This window comes from Serratia sp. Ag1 (genome assembly GCF_000743355.1).
GTDB lineage: Bacteria > Pseudomonadota > Gammaproteobacteria > Enterobacterales > Enterobacteriaceae > Chania.
The window spans coordinates 122,585-139,498 of the sequence record NZ_JQEI01000035.1 but is presented as its reverse complement, the minus strand read 5'-3'; the positions used below and the strand labels follow the sequence as shown (position 1 = coordinate 139,498).

General features: G+C 51.1%; 11 protein-coding genes and 1 pseudogene. 9 read left to right on the top strand and 3 right to left on the bottom strand.

The features are described 5' to 3' along the window. Nucleotides 1–633 precede the first annotated feature (633 nt). Both ydgH and IV04_RS20205 read left to right on the top strand, forming a co-directional pair. On the top strand, nt 634–1,584 hold the full coding sequence (ydgH, locus tag IV04_RS20210) for a DUF1471 family protein YdgH (RefSeq protein WP_037399411.1): 951 nt from the start codon (nt 634–636) through the stop codon (nt 1,582–1,584). Nucleotides 1,585–1,826: 242 nt separating this feature from the next. Then, nucleotides 1,827–3,218, top strand: coding sequence for an amino acid permease (locus IV04_RS20205; protein ID WP_037399408.1), 1,392 nt, complete (start codon nt 1,827–1,829; stop codon nt 3,216–3,218). A gap of 25 nt (nt 3,219–3,243) precedes the next feature. Here IV04_RS20205 and IV04_RS20200 read toward each other — a convergent pair. Beyond that, a pseudogene (locus IV04_RS20200) lies at nt 3,244–3,644 on the bottom strand (hypothetical protein). 128 nt (nt 3,645–3,772) lie between these two features. Between IV04_RS20200 and folM the strand changes: the two are divergent. The 6 genes from folM (at nt 3,773) to IV04_RS20170 (ending at nt 11,674) form a co-directional block, all read left to right on the top strand. After that, nucleotides 3,773–4,495, top strand: a complete 723-nt coding sequence (gene folM, locus IV04_RS20195) for a dihydromonapterin reductase (protein ID WP_037399406.1) — start codon at nt 3,773–3,775, stop codon at nt 4,493–4,495. A 70-nt stretch (nt 4,496–4,565) separates the two neighbouring features. After that, entirely contained in the window at nt 4,566–5,291 is a 726-nt protein-coding gene (rstA, locus tag IV04_RS20190; RefSeq protein WP_037400048.1) for a two-component system response regulator RstA, read from the top strand. Beyond that, nucleotides 5,288–6,571: a two-component system sensor histidine kinase RstB gene (gene rstB, locus IV04_RS20185; protein ID WP_037399404.1), complete on the top strand. Its 1,284-nt coding sequence runs from the start codon at nt 5,288–5,290 to the stop codon at nt 6,569–6,571. The genes rstA and rstB overlap by 4 nt, the downstream gene beginning before the upstream one ends. A gap of 186 nt (nt 6,572–6,757) precedes the next feature. Continuing rightward, complete coding sequence (locus tag IV04_RS20180) at nt 6,758–8,635, top strand: glycoside hydrolase family 3 protein (RefSeq protein ID WP_037399401.1); 1,878 nt, start codon at nt 6,758–6,760, stop codon at nt 8,633–8,635. 222 nt (nt 8,636–8,857) lie between these two features. Then, nucleotides 8,858–10,354 carry a carboxypeptidase M32 gene (locus IV04_RS20175; protein WP_037399398.1) on the top strand — a complete coding sequence of 499 codons (1,497 nt, stop codon included), beginning with the start codon at nt 8,858–8,860 and terminating at the stop codon, nt 10,352–10,354. Between the two features lie 501 nt (nt 10,355–10,855). After that, nucleotides 10,856–11,674 carry a serine protease gene (locus IV04_RS20170; protein WP_037399395.1) on the top strand — a complete coding sequence of 273 codons (819 nt, stop codon included), beginning with the start codon at nt 10,856–10,858 and terminating at the stop codon, nt 11,672–11,674. Between the two features lie 62 nt (nt 11,675–11,736). Here IV04_RS20170 and hrpA read toward each other — a convergent pair whose 3' ends face one another. Continuing rightward, a complete protein-coding gene (gene hrpA, locus IV04_RS20165) occupies nt 11,737–15,624 on the bottom strand; it encodes an ATP-dependent RNA helicase HrpA (RefSeq protein WP_072010931.1) in 3,888 nt (1,295 codons plus the stop codon). A 267-nt stretch (nt 15,625–15,891) separates the two neighbouring features. On the opposite strand from hrpA, the gene azoR reads away from it, so the two are divergent. Next, the gene (gene azoR / locus IV04_RS20160) at nt 15,892–16,497 is read left to right on the top strand and encodes an FMN-dependent NADH-azoreductase (RefSeq protein WP_037399392.1); all 606 of its coding nucleotides are present in this window, start codon (nt 15,892–15,894) and stop codon (nt 16,495–16,497) included. 92 nt (nt 16,498–16,589) lie between these two features. On the opposite strand, the gene IV04_RS20155 is transcribed toward azoR, so the two are convergent. Then, nucleotides 16,590–16,913 (bottom strand): YdbL family protein, encoded by a 324-nt coding sequence (locus tag IV04_RS20155; RefSeq protein WP_037399390.1) that lies wholly within the window; start codon nt 16,911–16,913, stop codon nt 16,590–16,592. Between the last annotated feature and the right edge of the window lies 1 nt (nt 16,914).

Genomic DNA, 16,914 nt, shown 5'->3' with positions numbered 1-16,914 from the left:
TCCCTTCTCACCTGTCTTTGATGATGTTCATTATCTTTCTACCCATAGCAATAGCACCTGCCAGACGAGGTTTTACCGCCCTTGTCTGGCATGCCACCTATAACCTACTGAAAATAGGGTCGATGATCCATAATTGCTTACGTTTACCTGCCAGTTTTTACATAAAAATTCACTTAAGGATATGACGAATCGCAATTTTGCGTGAAAAAGATGCGGCAATAGCTCTTTCATGCGCAGCGTTGCGCAAAGGTTGTCCGCTGCCAGTTCCACGTGGAGAAGGAGTAAAGAGCATAAAAGTTATGAAATTGTGAATAATTAACATTAATGAGATGGAGCGCTTTATTATTGAAACTGATATCGAATTAGCGATGGCGGCAGGAAAGCGCACTGACCGGGATTTGTCTCATGCCCTCAGTGAAAATGCTGAGACATTTGCCGAGATGGCATGTCATAATCTGCGGCTTAATGACACTTCTATACCCAAAATAATTCGAGTTGCTTGTAGGCGGCAACTGAATGAATCCCCAGGAGCTTACTCAAGTAAGTGACTGGGGTGAGTGAAGGTAGCCAACACCCAACAACTTGAAGTATGACGGGTATAAACGTTACTGCGCTAGGCGAAAGGATTTTTTTATGAAGCTGAAGACCACGATCATCGCATCAGCCTTGTTATCACTCACCGCGCTATCTGTGCATGCCGCGCAAGAGCTAACACCTGAAAAAGCAGCGGCGCTTAAGCCGTTTGATCGCATCACGATTACCGACCGTTTTAATGCCATCTTTGAAGCCGCTGATGCCGTATCACGCCGTGCAGATAAACTGGGTGCTGATGCTTTCTACATTCAAGACCTGAACAGCGGCAGTAATGGCGGCAACTGGCGAGTCACTGCAGATCTTTACCATAAAGATGCGCCAGAAGTGAGCAAAGAGAAAAACTACCGTGTTTTCCACGGGGTGAATGAACTGCCGAAAGACGAAGCTTACCTGCTTGAACCTTACGACACCGTTACCATCAGCGGTTTCTTCCGCAACCAGCCAGAAATCAACGACGCCATCGCTAAAGAAGCCAAGAAAAAAGGCGCAAGCTCATTCTTCATCGTGCGCCAGTTTGATGCCAACCAGGGCGGCAACCAGTTTATTACTGCGTTTGTTTATAAAGCCGACGCCCCTAAACGCGTGGTGCAAAGCCCGGATGTCATCCCGGCAGATTCTGATGCTGGCCGCGCAGCACTGGCTGCCGGTGGCGCAGAAGCGGCTAAAGTGGAAATTCCTGGCGTAGCCTCTTCCGCTTCACCAAGCCGTGAGATTGGCCGTTTCTTCGAAACTCAATCTTCTACTGGCCAGCGTTACACCGTCACGTTACCGGACGGCACTAAAATTCAGGAACTGAATAATGCTGCGGCTGCACAGATGGTGCCCTTTGACTCTGTCACCTTCACGGGCCATTTTGGCAGCATGACCGAAGTTTCCTCCGAAGTGGCAAAGCGTGCTGCCAATAAAGGCGCTAAGTACTATCACGTTACGCGTCAATGGCAGAACAATAGCGGCGGTAACCTGACCGTTAGCGCTGACTTGTTCAAGTAATCATCCAACTCTGGTTTACCATCGGGCAGCGATCAAGCTGCCCTTTTTTATGCTGAACCCAACGCCACTTTCGTGAATAAATTTTTGCCCAATTCGCATATCCAATCATTGCATCGACCAGTATCCCTCCGTAGAATCTGCGCCAATTTCAGGTCTATTACCTGTCGGTGCATTAATTATCATTACGTTATTGCAGCCCATCGGCACCTACCCAGCCGTTTATACTGTCTCAGGACGCTTCATTGGAAAAGAAACTTGGTCTTACCGCGTTAACCGCTTTGGTACTCAGCTCTATGCTTGGAGCCGGGGTATTCAGCCTGCCACAGAATATGGCGGCAGTCGCCAGCCCAGCGGCTTTACTGCTTGGCTGGGCTATCACCGGTGTTGGCATCCTGTTCCTGGCCTTTGCCATGTTGTTGCTAACCCGTTTGCGCCCCGATCTTGACGGCGGAATTTTCACCTATGCCAAAGAAGGTTTTGGCGAACTGGTCGGTTTTTGTTCCGCTTGGGGGTATTGGCTCTGCGCGGTGATCGCCAATGTTTCTTATTTGGTGATCGTGTTTGCAGCACTGAGTATTTTTACCGATCGGAACGGGCCGGTGATTCTGGGGGATGGCAATACCTGGCAGGCATTGATTGCCGAATCCCTGCTGTTGTGGATTGTGCATGCGTTGGTGTTGCGGGGCGTACAGACCGCAGCGAGCATCAATCTGGTCGCCACGCTGGCTAAACTGATCCCTCTCGGTTTATTTGCCGTGTTCGCTGCCATCGCATTCCGCCTGGATGTTTTCACTCTGGATTTCCACGGTATTGCTCTTGGTACGCCGGTTTGGCAACAAGTTAAAGACACAATGCTGGTTACGCTGTGGGTGTTTATCGGTGTTGAAGGCGCGGTTGTGGTGTCTGCCCGGGCACGTAATAAGAAGGACGTTGGCCGTGCGACGATGCTGGCGGTGCTTTCAGCATTGGCGGTGTATCTGCTGGTCACCCTGCTTTCACTGGGCGTGGTGCCACGCAGTGAACTGGCCGAAATGCGTAACCCTTCCATGGCAGTATTGATGGTCGATCTCATCGGCCCATGGGGTAATGTGATTATTGCTACTGGTCTGATTGTTTCAGTCTGTGGCGCTTATCTGAGTTGGACCATCATGGCGGCAGAAGTCCCTCTGCTAGCGGCACAGCATGGTGCTTTCCCCAAACTGTTCCGCAAGCAGAACCAGAATCATGCCCCTTCTGCGTCGTTATGGCTGACCAACGGTGCAGTGCAGGTTGCTTTGGTGCTCATCTGGCTGACGGGCAGTAACTATGATTCACTGCTGACCATCGCCTCAGAAATGATTCTGGTGCCGTATTTCCTGGTGGGCGCTTTCCTGTTTAAAGTCGCGCTTAAGCGCCAAGACAAGCGGTTGATGATTGCCGCTACCGGAGCCTGCTTATACGGGATCTGGTTGTTGTATGCCTCGGGGCTGATGCATTTGCTGATGTCCGTGCTGCTGTATGCCCCAGGTTTACTGGTTTTTATCTATGCGCGCCATGGGCATCAGGATGTGAAGTTACTGAACAGCCTGGAGAAAGGCAGTATTTTTCTGCTGCTGGCGGCGACGGTGCCAGCGGGTTGGTTTATGTTGCAGTAAACCCGCAAGAGCGAACCAGGTAACTTTACCCGGTACAACGCTGTGCAGTAACGGTAATACGTTCATCAATCTGGGTAACCTTCACGCGATTAGCGAACTTTTTTCAATCGCGGCCAATTGCTCCGCCTTTAGCGCATAAGGCAGTTGAATATCAAACACCGACAGTTGCTGCTGCTGGGCCAAGTCGATCAGGCGGATGATGTTAACTTCGTCGCTCAGTTGGGTAGAAACCACCTGTAATGCCAGCGCTTTTAATTGTTCGCTGCGCGTTTGCGAACTGGATGCCGCTGACTTCAAAACCATGCCAAAAATGGGCATCACGCCATAAATAGCATCAATGAAACACCACTGTTTCTTGCAGGATGCGGACAGAAAATCGATGTAGTCAAAACACACTCTCTCATAGTGCGCCTGGTGATTCTTCATCCCCCTATTCCTCTTTGCCGGTGGGTAATGCCACTGAATGGATGATCGAAGGGAGGCTTTAGCCGCTTTCTTCCGTATAATGACATGATTCCTTCATTGTTTGCCAGTTTGCTCAGGAGCTTTACTTGATGGTAGCCCACACCTCAGCCCCGGTGCTGATTACCGGCGGCGCGCGCCGGATTGGACTGGCCCTCGCCAAGTCATTTTTGCAACGTAATGTTCCCGTGATTATTGCTTATCGCAGTGATTATCCGGCTTTGGCGGAGCTGAAAGATCTGGGTGCCATATGCTTGCAGAGTGATTTTTCAACGCATGCGGGAATCTATCGTTTTGCTGAACAGGTGATTGAGATCGCACCAAAACTGCGTGCGCTGATCCACAACGCCAGTGCCTGGCTGGCGGAGTCAGCCGCGATGCCGCCAGAGCAGGTCATGGCTTCGATGCTGCAAATCCACGTTTATACACCGTACCTGTTAAATCAGCTGTTGGAGCCTTGCTTGCGTGGCCAAGGGCAAGCCGGGGCTGATATTATTCATCTCACTGATTATGTAGTAGAAAAAGGCAGTGATAAACATATTGCTTATGCCGCCAGTAAAGCCGCGCTGGATAATATGACACGTTCTTTTGCGCGCAAGCTGGCACCTGAAGTGAAAGTAAATGCCATCGCCCCTGCGCTGATTATGTTTAATCCTGGCGATGATGAAGAATATCGCCGCCAAGCACTGGAAAAGTCACTGATGAAAATTGCCCCCGGCGAAGAGGAAATGGTCAATCTGGTGGACTATCTGATGAATAGCCGCTACGTGACTGGGCGCACTCATGGTGTTGATGGTGGCAGGCCGCTGCGCTGAATGATGTGCATGGCGCAACGCCGTATGGCGCGCTATGCTGGACGCCGTTTTTCTTATAAAAGCACACAAAATGACTAAAATTGTTTTTGTAGAAGACGACCCGGAAGTGGGCAAACTGATAGCCGCCTATCTGGGCAAACACGATATAGACGTTATCATTGAGCCACGTGGTGATACGGCCCAGGCCTGCATTGAGCGGGAACAACCGGATCTGGTGCTGTTGGACATCATGCTGCCCGGCAAGGATGGCATGACGCTGTGCCGCGATTTGCGCCCGGTTTATCCTGGCCCGATTGTCTTGCTTACCTCGCTCGACAGCGATATGAACCACATTCTGTCGTTGGAAATGGGCGCTCAGGACTACATCCTGAAGACTACCCCCCCGGCGGTGCTGCTGGCTCGCTTGCGTTTGCACCTGCGCCAGCACGGTAACCAGCCGAAAGAAGAGCCGACTCTGGCGATCACACAACACAATGCGTTGCATTTCGGTTTGCTGTGTATTGACCCGGTCAACCGCCAGGTCACCTTGGGTGAAGAGATTGTCACCGTATCCACTTCGGATTTCGATCTGCTGTGGGAGTTGGCAACTCACGCAGGGCAAATCATGGATCGCGAAGCTTTGCTGAAAAACCTGCGCGGTGTCAGCTATGACGGCATGGATCGCAGCATCGACGTGGCGATCTCCCGTTTGCGCCGTAAGTTGTATGACAATGCACTGGAGCCGTTCCGGATTAAAACCGTGCGTAACAAAGGCTACCTGTTCGCCCCCAACGCTTGGGCAACGGTGCAACAATGAGAAAACTTTTTGTTCAGTTCTTTTTGCTGCTGTTTGTCTGTTTTCTGGTGATGGCCATGCTGGTTGGGCTGGTATACAAATTCACCGCTGAACGTGCTGGCCGCCAGTCGATGGACGATCTGATGAAAAGTTCGCTGTACCTGATGCGCAGTGAACTCCGCGATACCCCGCTCAAAGACTGGAACAAAACCATCGCTACGCTGGATTTAAATCTGTCTTTCCAACTGCATATTGAACCGCTGGGCAAGCAGAATCTAAGTGAAGAGCTGACCAAACGGCTGCGCCTGGGGGAGATCATCGCCCTAGACGATCGCTATACCTTCATGCAGCGCATTCCGCGCAGCCACTATGTGTTGGTCGTTGGGCCAATCCCTTATCTGTTCTATCTGCATCAGATGCGGATACTGGATTTGGTTTTGCTGATCTTTATCGGGATGTCGCTAGCCCTGCCGGTGTTCCTGTGGATGCGCCCGCACTGGCAGGATTTGCTGAAACTGGAAAACGCCGCCCAACGCTTGGGGGCGGGTCATCTTGACGAACGAACCTATTTTGAACCCACCTCCAGCCTTAACCGGCTTGGCGTGGCATTCAATCAGATGGCGGATAACATCAGCACCCTGATTGCCAGCAAGAAACAGCTGATTGATGGTATCGCCCATGAACTGCGCACCCCACTGGTTCGCCTGCGCTATCGGTTGGCAATGAGCGAAAATCTTTCCGAAAGCGAGCAACAGGCGCTGCATCGTGATATCGGTCAATTGGAATCACTGATTGACGAGCTACTGACCTATGCTCGCCTGGATCGCCCGCAGTTGGCATTGAATATCGAACCAATCGATTTACCGAACTGGCTGAAAGATAAAGTGGCAGATATGCAACTGATCCATTCGGAGCGAGATATCGAATTGAGTATTCCCCACGTCGGTGACTTTGGCGGTGTCGATTTACGGCTGATGGAGCGGGTATTAGATAACCTGGTCAACAATGCGTTGCGTTACTCGGAACAAAGGTTGCGCGTCGGTTTGTGGTTTGACGGTGATCGAGCCTGCCTGCAAGTGGAAGATGATGGCCCGGGCATTCCGCCGGACGAACGTGAGCGGGTCTTTGAACCTTTTGTGCGCCTTGATCCGAGCCGTGATCGGGCAACCGGGGGATGCGGGCTGGGGCTGGCGATCGTCCATTCTATTGCAGTGGCCTATCAAGGCCAGGTTTATGTTGAAGCGAGCTCACTGGGCGGTGCCAGTTTCCGTTTCTGCTGGCCAATCAAACAAACTTTTTAACCTTAATCGATTTTTATACAGGTATACCTGCCATCCTTCAAACAACGCGAATTATTTAGGGGCGACATTCTCATTTTTCCCGGTGATAAGTGTGATACAACCCATGAATATTAAATTCCACCCTGCTATTACTGTAAGAATTTATTATTCTCGGTGTGGATTTTCTATTTATCATGAGGGAAGGCAATGAAAATACCAGGAGTAACAGCTGTTGCTGTATTTTTTTCCAGTCTGACAATGATGGGATGCGATAACGCTAAAGTCGCCTCCTCCAGCCAGCAAGAACCGCAAACCAGTGCCCAACAGATAGTGGCTAAGATGAGCCCACGAGAAAAGATAGGCCAGGTGCTCATGCTGGATGTGCGTAACTGGGGCAAAAACGCAGCCGGGGAACCGCAGGGCGTTACCGTACTCCCTACCGAGCTGGCTAAAGTCATCAATGACTACCGGCTGGGTTCGGTGATCCTGTTCCGTGAAAACTTTATTAATACGCCACAGAGCTATCAGCTGATTCAGGATTTACAGCAGGCCAGTTATCAATTGCCTTTACTGATCAGTACCGATCAGGAAGGTGGATACGTCACGCGTCTGCGTGAAGGCACCGAAATGCCGGGTAATATGGCACTGGCCGCAACGCGCGATGCCAATATGGCACAACAGGTGGGTGAAGTTCACGGCTCAGAGCTCAATGCACTGGGAGTGAATATTAATTTTGCTCCGGTTGTGGATATCAATACCAACCAGAATAACCCGGTTATCGGCGTGCGCTCGTTCAGCAGCAATATTGCGCTGGTTAATGAGATGTCCGGTGCCTATATCAAGGGATTGCAACAGAATTCTGTTCTGGCCACCGCCAAGCACTTCCCTGGCCACGGTAACGTGGAAACCGACTCACACTTTGGGTTACCGCTGGTTCCTTATACTGAAAGCGAATGGCGGCAAAGTGATCTGTTGCCATTCAAATATGTTATCGAACAGGGTATTGATGCCGTTATTACGGCACATATCATCGTTCCTGCCCTTGACGATACCAAAGTCGTTTCTAAAAAAGATGGCACTGAAATCGGCTTGCCAGCCACATTATCCAAAAAAATTATCACCGGTATTCTGCGTGATGAGCTCAAATTCAACGGTCTGATATTTACCGATGCAATGGATATGGGGGCTATTACTGAGAATTTTGGCGCTAACGAAGCCGTGGAAATGGCGCTGATGGCGGGCAGTGATGTCATCGTGATGCCAGTCCACGTCTGGGATCAGCAAGGGATCGAACAACTGGAAGATCTTTATCACTATCTGGAAACTCAATTCTATAAAGATCCCGCGTTCGCGTCACGCCTGCAAGAAGCAGCGGCCCAAGTTGTCCAAACTAAATTGGCAAAAAAGATCGTTGCACATAATCCACATACTTTGGAGTTCGCTCAATCTGTCGTTGCTTCACCCGCACATAAAAGTTATGAACAGAAAGTGGCTGAACATGCCATTACGCTGATCAAAAATGATAATCTGTTGCCCTATTCCCTGAGCGCACAGAATAACCTGTTGGTCATCTCTGACGAAAATACGCGCAATGACATTATCCGGAGTGAATTGCAAAATATTGCCAGTCAGCTTGAAAATCAGGAAATCACAGTTTCCAGCCTAGCATATAAGCTGGATCAGGAAACCGTGCCAGCCAATCTGGAAGAGAGTATTAAAGCCAACGATCTGGTTATTCTGGTCACATACAATCTAAAGACCCAGGGGCATGCTGCACAACAGACAATTGATAAAGCGAGAGAACTCGGGATACCCCTGGTGGTTATCTCCTCACGCAACCCCTATGATATTGCTTACCTGGATAACGTGACAGCCAACCTGGCTATTTATGGTATCACCGGGTTTGATGTCACCAATAACAATCGTAACTCTCTTGAGGCCAATATTCGGGCAGGCATCAGAACATTGTTTAAAAATGATGCTGACATCCTCCTCTTTAATGTTCCTAGCGGTAAATTGCCTGTTGATATCAAATCTCCTGAAGGCGAAATCATCTACCCCTTTGGGCACGGTTTGACTTACTGATTCCAGTAAAAATTGCCCGCAATTGCATAAAGTAAAAATCCGCCTTCATAGAAGGCGGTATTGCTTTGGTGCCCGTGCTAAGTTCGGACTTTCCATAATGCGAAAAGGCTAATCAGATATTCTGGAAAGTTAGGGCGTTATTGGCGAGCAAGGCTCAATTTTTTTCTCGGGCGCGGCAACCTGTAGTACATTGCAGGCATTCACTTCCACGGGAGCTAATTCATGACATCTGCACATTCTGCATCGGCTTACGAAGAGCTGCGTGCATTATTCACTCGCCTTGCACGTTTTGATCACCTTTCTGCCATCGCAGGTTGGGATATGCAAACCATGATGCCACCCGGCGGTAGCCAGGCGCGCTCCGCAGCACTGGCAGAATTGAGCGTGCTGAAGCACCAAATCCTGACGGCACCGCAAACCGCCACCCTGCTCGACCGCGCACAGCAAGAGTCTCTGGGCGATATTGATCGCGCTAACCTGCTCGAAATGCGCCGCCAGTATGATAATGCCGTGTTGGTACCTACCTCTCTGGTTGAAGCCAAATCATTGGCAGGAGCCCGTTGTGAACACGCTTGGCGCACCCAGCGCCCGGCTAACGATTGGGACGGATTTAGTAAAAATTTGCGGGAAGTGGTTAAGCTGACGCGAGAAGAAGCGCAGATTCGCGCGCAGGCAGCCGGTGTCAGCCGTTACGATGCGCTGCTGAACCTGTATGAACCCGGTATGTGTAGCCGCGAGCTGGATCGGATTTTCGGCGATCTGAAAACATGGTTGCCGGATTTGCTGCAAAAAGTGGTTAGCAAACAGGCAAAAGAGCCTTGCCAATTGCCACATGGCCCATTTGATCTCGAGAAGCAACGTCAACTAGGCCTGAGCGTGATGAAATTGCTGGGCTTCAACTTTGAGGCTGGCCGCGTTGACGTAAGCGTGCATCCTTTCTGCGGTGGCGTTCCGGAAGATGTGCGTATCACCACTCGTTATAACGAGAATGAGTTCCTCACGGCCTTACTCGGCATCGTGCACGAAACCGGTCATGCCCGTTACGAACAAAACCTGCCGCGTGAATGGCTTGGCCAACCTGTTGCTTTGGCGCGTTCTACTGCGATTCATGAATCACAAAGCTTGCTGTTTGAAATGCAACTGGCGCGGGGCAGTGATTTTCTGAAGATCTTGCGTCCATTAGTGACCGCTCAGTTTGGTGAGCAAGCCGCCCTGGAAGAAAGCAACTTTATCCGTTTGAATCAGCGTGTAAAACCCGGCTTTATCCGCGTTGACGCTGATGAAGTCAGTTACCCTGCCCATGTGATGCTGCGTTATGAGATTGAGCAGGCGTTGGTTGAAGGCGAGATTGAAGTCGATGATATTCCCGTCTTGTGGAACGAAAAAATGCACCGCTATCTGGGCTTGGATACCGTAGGCAATTACCGCAATGGCTGTATGCAGGACATCCATTGGACAGATGGGGCCTTTGGCTACTTCCCTACCTACACTCTCGGGGCGATGTATGCTGCTCAGCTATTCCAGCACGTACGTAACGCTTTGCCGAATTTGAGCGCAGATATTGCCAAGGGTGACTTGAGCGCCTTGTTCCACTGGTTGCAACACAACATCTGGCAACACGGCAGCCGTTATCCAACCGAGACGTTGATTACCTGCGCTACTGGCGAAGCACTGAATCCACGTTACTTCCGTCAGCATTTGAAAAACCGCTATCTGTAGTCCCCTTTCAGGCACGGGCGTACCGTGCCTGAACTTTTCTGCTAAGCCATAAAGCACGGAGTTACCCGAATCACGATAGTTGCAGAATGTCATGGTATTTATAACAGCAAATGTATGTTGTAACTAAAATGATGGATAATCCCCTGTACATTGAGTTACAAGTCGAAACCAATCACTCACGGAAAGTACTTCAGATTTTGCATAAGCTTCTTTCAACGGCCCCCAAATGGGGGGTATAAACAGTAATTTTAGGAACTTGCGATGAAAAAAGTGGTTCGCTGAATGTTTTCCATCGGGGGCACTATGCTGCGTCGCTATTTATTTGAGGTTATCCTTTGTGCATTAATCGTTTGCGGGTTGATCGCCGCGTTCTTTTATCTTTAATTTCCCGTTAGTTTTTGTCAGGAAATCAATGAATGAGCACCGACGAGATAATTAAATCCGTCTATAGTTAGCATCATCGTATTTATGGGAAATTCGTACTTGTCAGAAAATAAACCTATGCGCATAGCCGTTTTACTGTTTCTGTGTTCATTTTTGGCCCTATCCTTCTCAACTCGCGCGGATAGCCCTTCTGATGCTTCTGCCGAAGAACAGAACGCTCTGTTCTTTGGTAAAGATCAACGTATCAAGGTAGCAGAAACCAGCGAATGGCCTTGGCAGGCGATTGGTCAGGTTGAAACCGCTAGCGGCAATTTGTGTACTGCTACGCTGATTTCACCGCATTTGGCGCTCACTGCTGGCCATTGCGTATTAGCCCCACCAAACCATCTTGATAAAGCGGTGTCCCTGCGATTTATTAGCGATGCTAAAGGTTGGCAATACCAGACAGAGAATATCGAAACCTTAGTTGACCCCAAATTAGCCAAAAAACTTAAGCCCGATGGAGATGGTTGGATTGTGCCACCTGCCGCCGCCGCTTATGATTTTGCGCTGATTAGGTTGAAAGACCAGGAAGCATTACCGATTAAACCGCTGCCTCTGTGGCTGGGTGACAGCAAAGCATTAACGCAAGCTTTGAAGAAAACGAAGAACCTGATTACGCAGGCGGGTTACCCGGAAGATCATCTGAACAGCCTTTACGGCCATCAAGGCTGCAAAATCACCGGTTGGGCGCAAAAAGGCGTGCTGTCGCATCGCTGTGATACTTTGCCAGGTGACAGCGGTTCACCATTACTGCTGAAAACCAACGATGGCTGGCGGTTGATCGCTATCCAAAGTTCCGCACCCGCAGCAGAAGACCGCTACCGGGCGGACAACCGAGCGCTTGCCGTTACCGCTATTCGTGAGGCTTTGAATAGTTTGGCTGCGGGTAAATAGTTATTCTGCTCACATTGAATAGGCCGTAACCGAACCGTTACGGCCTATTGGCGAAACCAGCTTTACGCCGAAAGCTGATCGATAGTTTGCAGAATACGCTTATCCGAGATGGGGTAAGGTGTGCCCAACTGTTGGGCAAACAGGCTAACGCGCAACTCTTCAATCATCCAACGCACGGCTTTGACTTCGCTATCTTGCTGGCGCTTCGGCGGTAGCTTACTCAACCAATGCTGCCACGCCTGCTGTACCTGCTCCACACGCCACATCTGCGCGCGATCGCGCTGCGGGTCAACGGCCAGTTTCTCCAACCGACGTTCGATGGCCTGCAAATAGCGCAGGGTATCCGGCAAGCGCTCAAAGCCGTTATTAGTGACAAAGCCACGGTAGATCAGGCCAGCAATCTGGGTTTTGATGTCTGAAAGCGCCAATGCCAACGAGATATCCACCCGGCCTTTCAGGCGTTTATTGATGTTGAACACCGTAGTCAGGATCTGCTCAACCTGTTTGGCCACCTCTACCACCGTCTCGTTCAACTCAGCACGCACCAGATCCTGCAACCGGGCAAAACTCTCTTCCTGCCACACCGGCCCGCCGTGTTCAGCAATCAGTTTATCGATACCGCATGAAATACAGTCGTCAATCAGATCCAGGACTTTGCCATAAGGGTTAAAATACAGCCCCAACTTGGCTTTGTTCGGCAGCTTTTCATGCAGATATTTGATTGGCGAAGGGATGTTTAGCAGCAGTAAACGGCGGGTACCCTGCCACATCGCCTGCTGCTGTTCCTGTTCGCTGTCGAACAGGCGGATCGCTACGCTGTCTTTTTCATCCACCAAGGCGGGATAAGCTTTAACCGAGTAACCACCGCGCTTCTGTTCGTAAAACTCCGGCAGTTTGCCAAAGCTCCAGATATGCAGGCCGCTCTGCTCAATGCCATCGTCCGCCACCGCCGACAGCGTTTCCTGCACCTGCTCTTTCAGTTGCAGTTTCAACGCCATCAGATCTTTACCTTCACGCAGCGTTTTGTGTTTTTCACCCACGACGCGGAAAGTCATTTTAAGATGATCGGGCACCTGATCCCATTGCCAGTCTTCACGTGACACCGTCACACCCGTCATACGGCGCAATTCACGCTCCAGTGAATCCAGCAATGGCATTTCCAACGGTGTGGCACGGGCCAAAAAAGCTTCTGCATAGTTAGGGGCGGGCACAAAATTGCGCCGCACGGGCTTTGGTAACGATTTGATTAAGGCAATAATCAATTCACGGCGAATACCGGGAATCTGCCACTCAAAACCCACCTCTTCCACCTGATTGAGGATCGGTAATGGGATATGCACCGTGACCCCATCAGCATCGGTACCGGGCTCAAACTGATAGGTGAGGCGCAACTTGAGGTTGCCCTGATACCAAGTGTTTGGGTAATCCAGCGCGCTGACTTTATTGGCCCCATCTTTGATCAACATGTTTTTTTCAAAGTTGAGCAAATCAGGTTTCTGCTTGGCTGTCGCTTTCCACCAATGATCAAAATGTCGCCCAGATACCACGTCGCTAGGTATACGCTGGTCATAGAAGCTGAACAGCGTTTCATCATCCACCAGAATGTCACGGCGGCGTGATTTATGTTCTAGCTCTTCCACTTCAGCGCGTAGCTTGAGGTTGGCGGCAAAGAAGGCGTGACGCGTCTGCCAGTCCCCTTCCACCAACGCATGGCGGATAAACAGTTCACGACACAGCAACGGATCGATAGTGCTGTAATTCACTGCCCGCGCCGCCACGATCGGCAAACCGAACAGTGTCACTTTCTCGCTGGCCATCACCGCCCCTTGGGATTTTGACCAATGCGGTTCGCTGTAATGGTGTTTTACCAAATGTTGTGCCAGCGGCTCGATCCATTCCGGCTCAATGCGCGCGGCAATGCGCCCCCACAGGCGGCTGGTTTCCACCAGCTCGGCCACCATCGCCCACTTGGGCGGTTTCTTGAATAAACCGGAACCAGGGAAAATGGAAAAACGCGCGTTGCGCGCACCGGTATACTCTTGCTTGTCGGCGTCTTTCTGCCCGACGTGCGACAGCAAACCGGTCAGCAACGCCGTGTGTATGCTGCGATAATCCGACGGCACGCTGTTCACCGGCAGGCCCAGTTCTTTAACCACCTGACGCAGTTGAGTGTAGATATCCTGCCACTCACGCACGCGCAGGTAGTTAAGGAAATCGTTACGGCACAGACGGCGGAACTGGCTGGATGAATGCTCCTGCTGCTGTTCTTTCAGATAATCCCACAGATTAACGAACGCCATAAAGTCGGAGTCTTTATCTGCGAAACGACGGTGTTTTTCGTCAGAAGCCTGTTGTTTATCCATTGGCCGCTCGCGCGGATCCTGGATCGACAGAGCAGAAGTAATGATCATCACTTCACGCACGCTGCCGCTCTTCTGAGCCTCCAGCACCATGCGTGCCAAACGCGGATCGATAGGCAACTGAGCCAGTTGGCGGCCCTGCGGCGTGAGCTGATAATGGCCGTTGCTGGCGGTTTTAATCGCCCCCAGCTCTTCCAACAGGCGTACACCATCCTGAATATTACGTTTATCCGGTGCTTCAACAAACGGGAAGGCAGCAATATCCCCTAACCCTAACGAGGTCATCTGCAGAATGACCGAAGCCAGGTTGGTACGCAGAATTTCCGGATCGGTAAACTCCGGGCGCGACAGGAAATCCTGTTCCGAATACAGACGGATACAGATACCATCAGAAACGCGCCCGCAGCGGCCTTTACGCTGGTTGGCCGAAGCCTGCGAGATCGGTTCTATCGGCAAGCGCTGCACTTTAGTACGGAAACTGTAGCGGCTGATACGCGCCGTTCCGGGGTCGATGACATATTTAATCCCTGGCACAGTGAGCGAGGTTTCTGCCACATTAGTTGCCAGTACAATGCGCCGACCGTGGTGAGACTGAAATACCCGGTTCTGTTCACTGTTCGACAGCCGTGCATACAGTGGCAGTACTTCAGTATGTGGCAGATTCAGCTTGTTCAAGGCGTCAGCGGTGTCGCGAATTTCGCGTTCGCCACTCATAAAGATCAGAATATCGCCCGGCCCTTCACGCCCCAGCTCATCAACTGCATCAAAAATCGCCTGCAGTTGATCGCGTTCCGTATCATCGGCGTCATCCACGACTGGCCGGTAACGCACTTCTACCGGGTAGGTACGGCCTGAAACTTCGATAATCGGCGCATGATTAAAATGGCGCGAAAAGCGCTGAGGATCAATGGTGGCCGAGGTAATGATCACTTTCAGATCGGGGCGTTTGGGCAGCAACTCGCGCAAATACCCCAGAATGAAGTCAATATTCAGGCTGCGTTCGTGCGCTTCATCGATGATCAAGGTGTCGTACTGCATCAACAGCCGATCCTGCTGGATCTCAGCCAACAGAATACCGTCGGTCATCAGTTTCACCAGCGTGTTGTCGCCAACCTGATCGTTAAAACGCACTTTGTAACCGACGCTGCCACCCAGTGGGGTTTCCAGCTCATCGGCAATGCGGTTGGCAACGGTACGTGCGGCCAAACGACGCGGCTGGGTGTGGCCAATCAGCCCTTTGACCCCACGCCCAAGCTCCAGGCAGATTTTCGGCAACTGCGTGGTTTTACCCGAACCGGTTTCACCAGCCACGATCACCACCTGATGATCGCGAATAGCGTCGAGAATGTCCTGTTTCTTCTGGCTAACCGGCAGGCTTTCGGGGTAGGTGATTTTCGGGCATGACGCCGCCCGCGCCTGCGCTTTCTGTAACGCCTGAGCGATATCACTGGCTATCTCATTAGCCACTGCCTGTTGCGCGTCGGGATTTTTGACTTTTCGAGCTCCTTGCAACCGGCGTTGCAGGCGCTGCTGATCACGGAGCATCAAGTCAGTCAATTGGGCTGACAGTGCCGCGAGCGGAGATTTCACGTTCGGTATTCCTTGTTTCTTCGCTGCGTTATCACGACATAGCAACGATTTTTAATGGGGTAGCCATCGCCTGGCTTTTGGCGGACAGAATAGCACACGCGAGTTTCTCTCCATAATCCATCCGCTTAGTCATTATTGCTTTATTCAATAAAATCGAACAAGGGACTCGAAATATTCCACTATCCCTGTCGGATAAAGATGAATAGAGTGTGTTCCATGCAAGGGACGCTACGTCCTGATGTCACTGTCATAACCAAGGAACTACCGATGAGCAAAGTATTGGTTCTTAAATCAAGCATTCTGGCAAATTACTCCCAGTCCAACCAATTGGCCGATTTCTTTGTTGAACAATGGGCCAGCGCTCACAGCAACGATACCATCACCGTGCGCGATCTGGCTGCCCAGCCAATCCCGGTGCTGGACGGTGAGCTGGTAGGCGCGCTGCGTCCTTCTGATACCCCTCTGACACCACGCCAAAAAGAAGCGCTGGCGCTGTCTGATGAGCTGATTGCCGAACTGCAGGCCAACGACACCATCGTGATCGCTGCGCCAATGTATAACTTCAACATCCCAACCCAGTTGAAGAACTATTTTGACCTGATCGCCCGTGCCGGTGTGACGTTCCGCTATACCGAGAGTGGCCCAGAAGGCCTGGTGAAGGGCAAGCGTGCCATTATTCTGACCAGCCGTGGTGGCATCCATAAAGGCACCGCAACCGATCTGATTGAACCTTACCTGCGTCTGTTCCTGGGCTTTATCGGCATCACCGAGGTGGAGTTCGTGTTTGCAGAAGGTATCGCTTATGGCCCAGATGTGGCGACCAAAGCCCAGGCAGATGCCAAAGCAGCGCTAACTGAAGTGATCGCAGCCTAAGCAAATCAAGTAAGACAAGCCCTGCAAAACTCGTATTACCCTTACAATAATAAACCTACTGCATTTTGTTGCGCGCCCAAGGGCGCGCTTTTTTATTTCTTCAGCCACTGACCATTGATACCGCGCACATATTCGCCCGCAGGGGCGCGTGTCACCAACTTTTGCCCCGCCAAACGTGCAACTTCGTCGATCGCGATATGATTGCTGTCAGCCACTTCCTGGTATTTTTCGGCCCGCCCGGTATTAATGCGCTGCACCAAAGCCTGAGTCTCTGCGTCCTTTTTAATCGGTGCAATATATCCACTCAAGGTTTCCCCCACTCGCCCCTGCTGTTTGGCTTCATCCAGCGTCAACGCCTGAGCCATCCCGCTGAACAGCCATCCGGCACATATCAACCATAGATAACGCTTTTTCATC

Excerpts from the sequence above, each read along its gene's own strand:
- ydgH (WP_037399411.1), top strand. The coding sequence starts at position 634 with ATGAAGCTGAAGACCACGATCATCGCATCAGCCTTGTTATCACTCACC.
- folM (WP_037399406.1), top strand. The coding sequence starts at position 3,773 with ATGGTAGCCCACACCTCAGCCCCGGTGCTGATTACCGGCGGCGCGCGC.
- rstA (WP_037400048.1), top strand. The coding sequence starts at position 4,566 with ATGACTAAAATTGTTTTTGTAGAAGACGACCCGGAAGTGGGCAAACTG.
- rstB (WP_037399404.1), top strand. The coding sequence starts at position 5,288 with ATGAGAAAACTTTTTGTTCAGTTCTTTTTGCTGCTGTTTGTCTGTTTT.
- IV04_RS20180 (WP_037399401.1), top strand. The coding sequence starts at position 6,758 with ATGAAAATACCAGGAGTAACAGCTGTTGCTGTATTTTTTTCCAGTCTG.
- IV04_RS20175 (WP_037399398.1), top strand. The coding sequence starts at position 8,858 with ATGACATCTGCACATTCTGCATCGGCTTACGAAGAGCTGCGTGCATTA.
- IV04_RS20170 (WP_037399395.1), top strand. The coding sequence starts at position 10,856 with ATGCGCATAGCCGTTTTACTGTTTCTGTGTTCATTTTTGGCCCTATCC.
- azoR (WP_037399392.1), top strand. The coding sequence starts at position 15,892 with ATGAGCAAAGTATTGGTTCTTAAATCAAGCATTCTGGCAAATTACTCC.
- IV04_RS20155 (WP_037399390.1), bottom strand. The coding sequence starts at position 16,913 with ATGAAAAAGCGTTATCTATGGTTGATATGTGCCGGATGGCTGTTCAGC.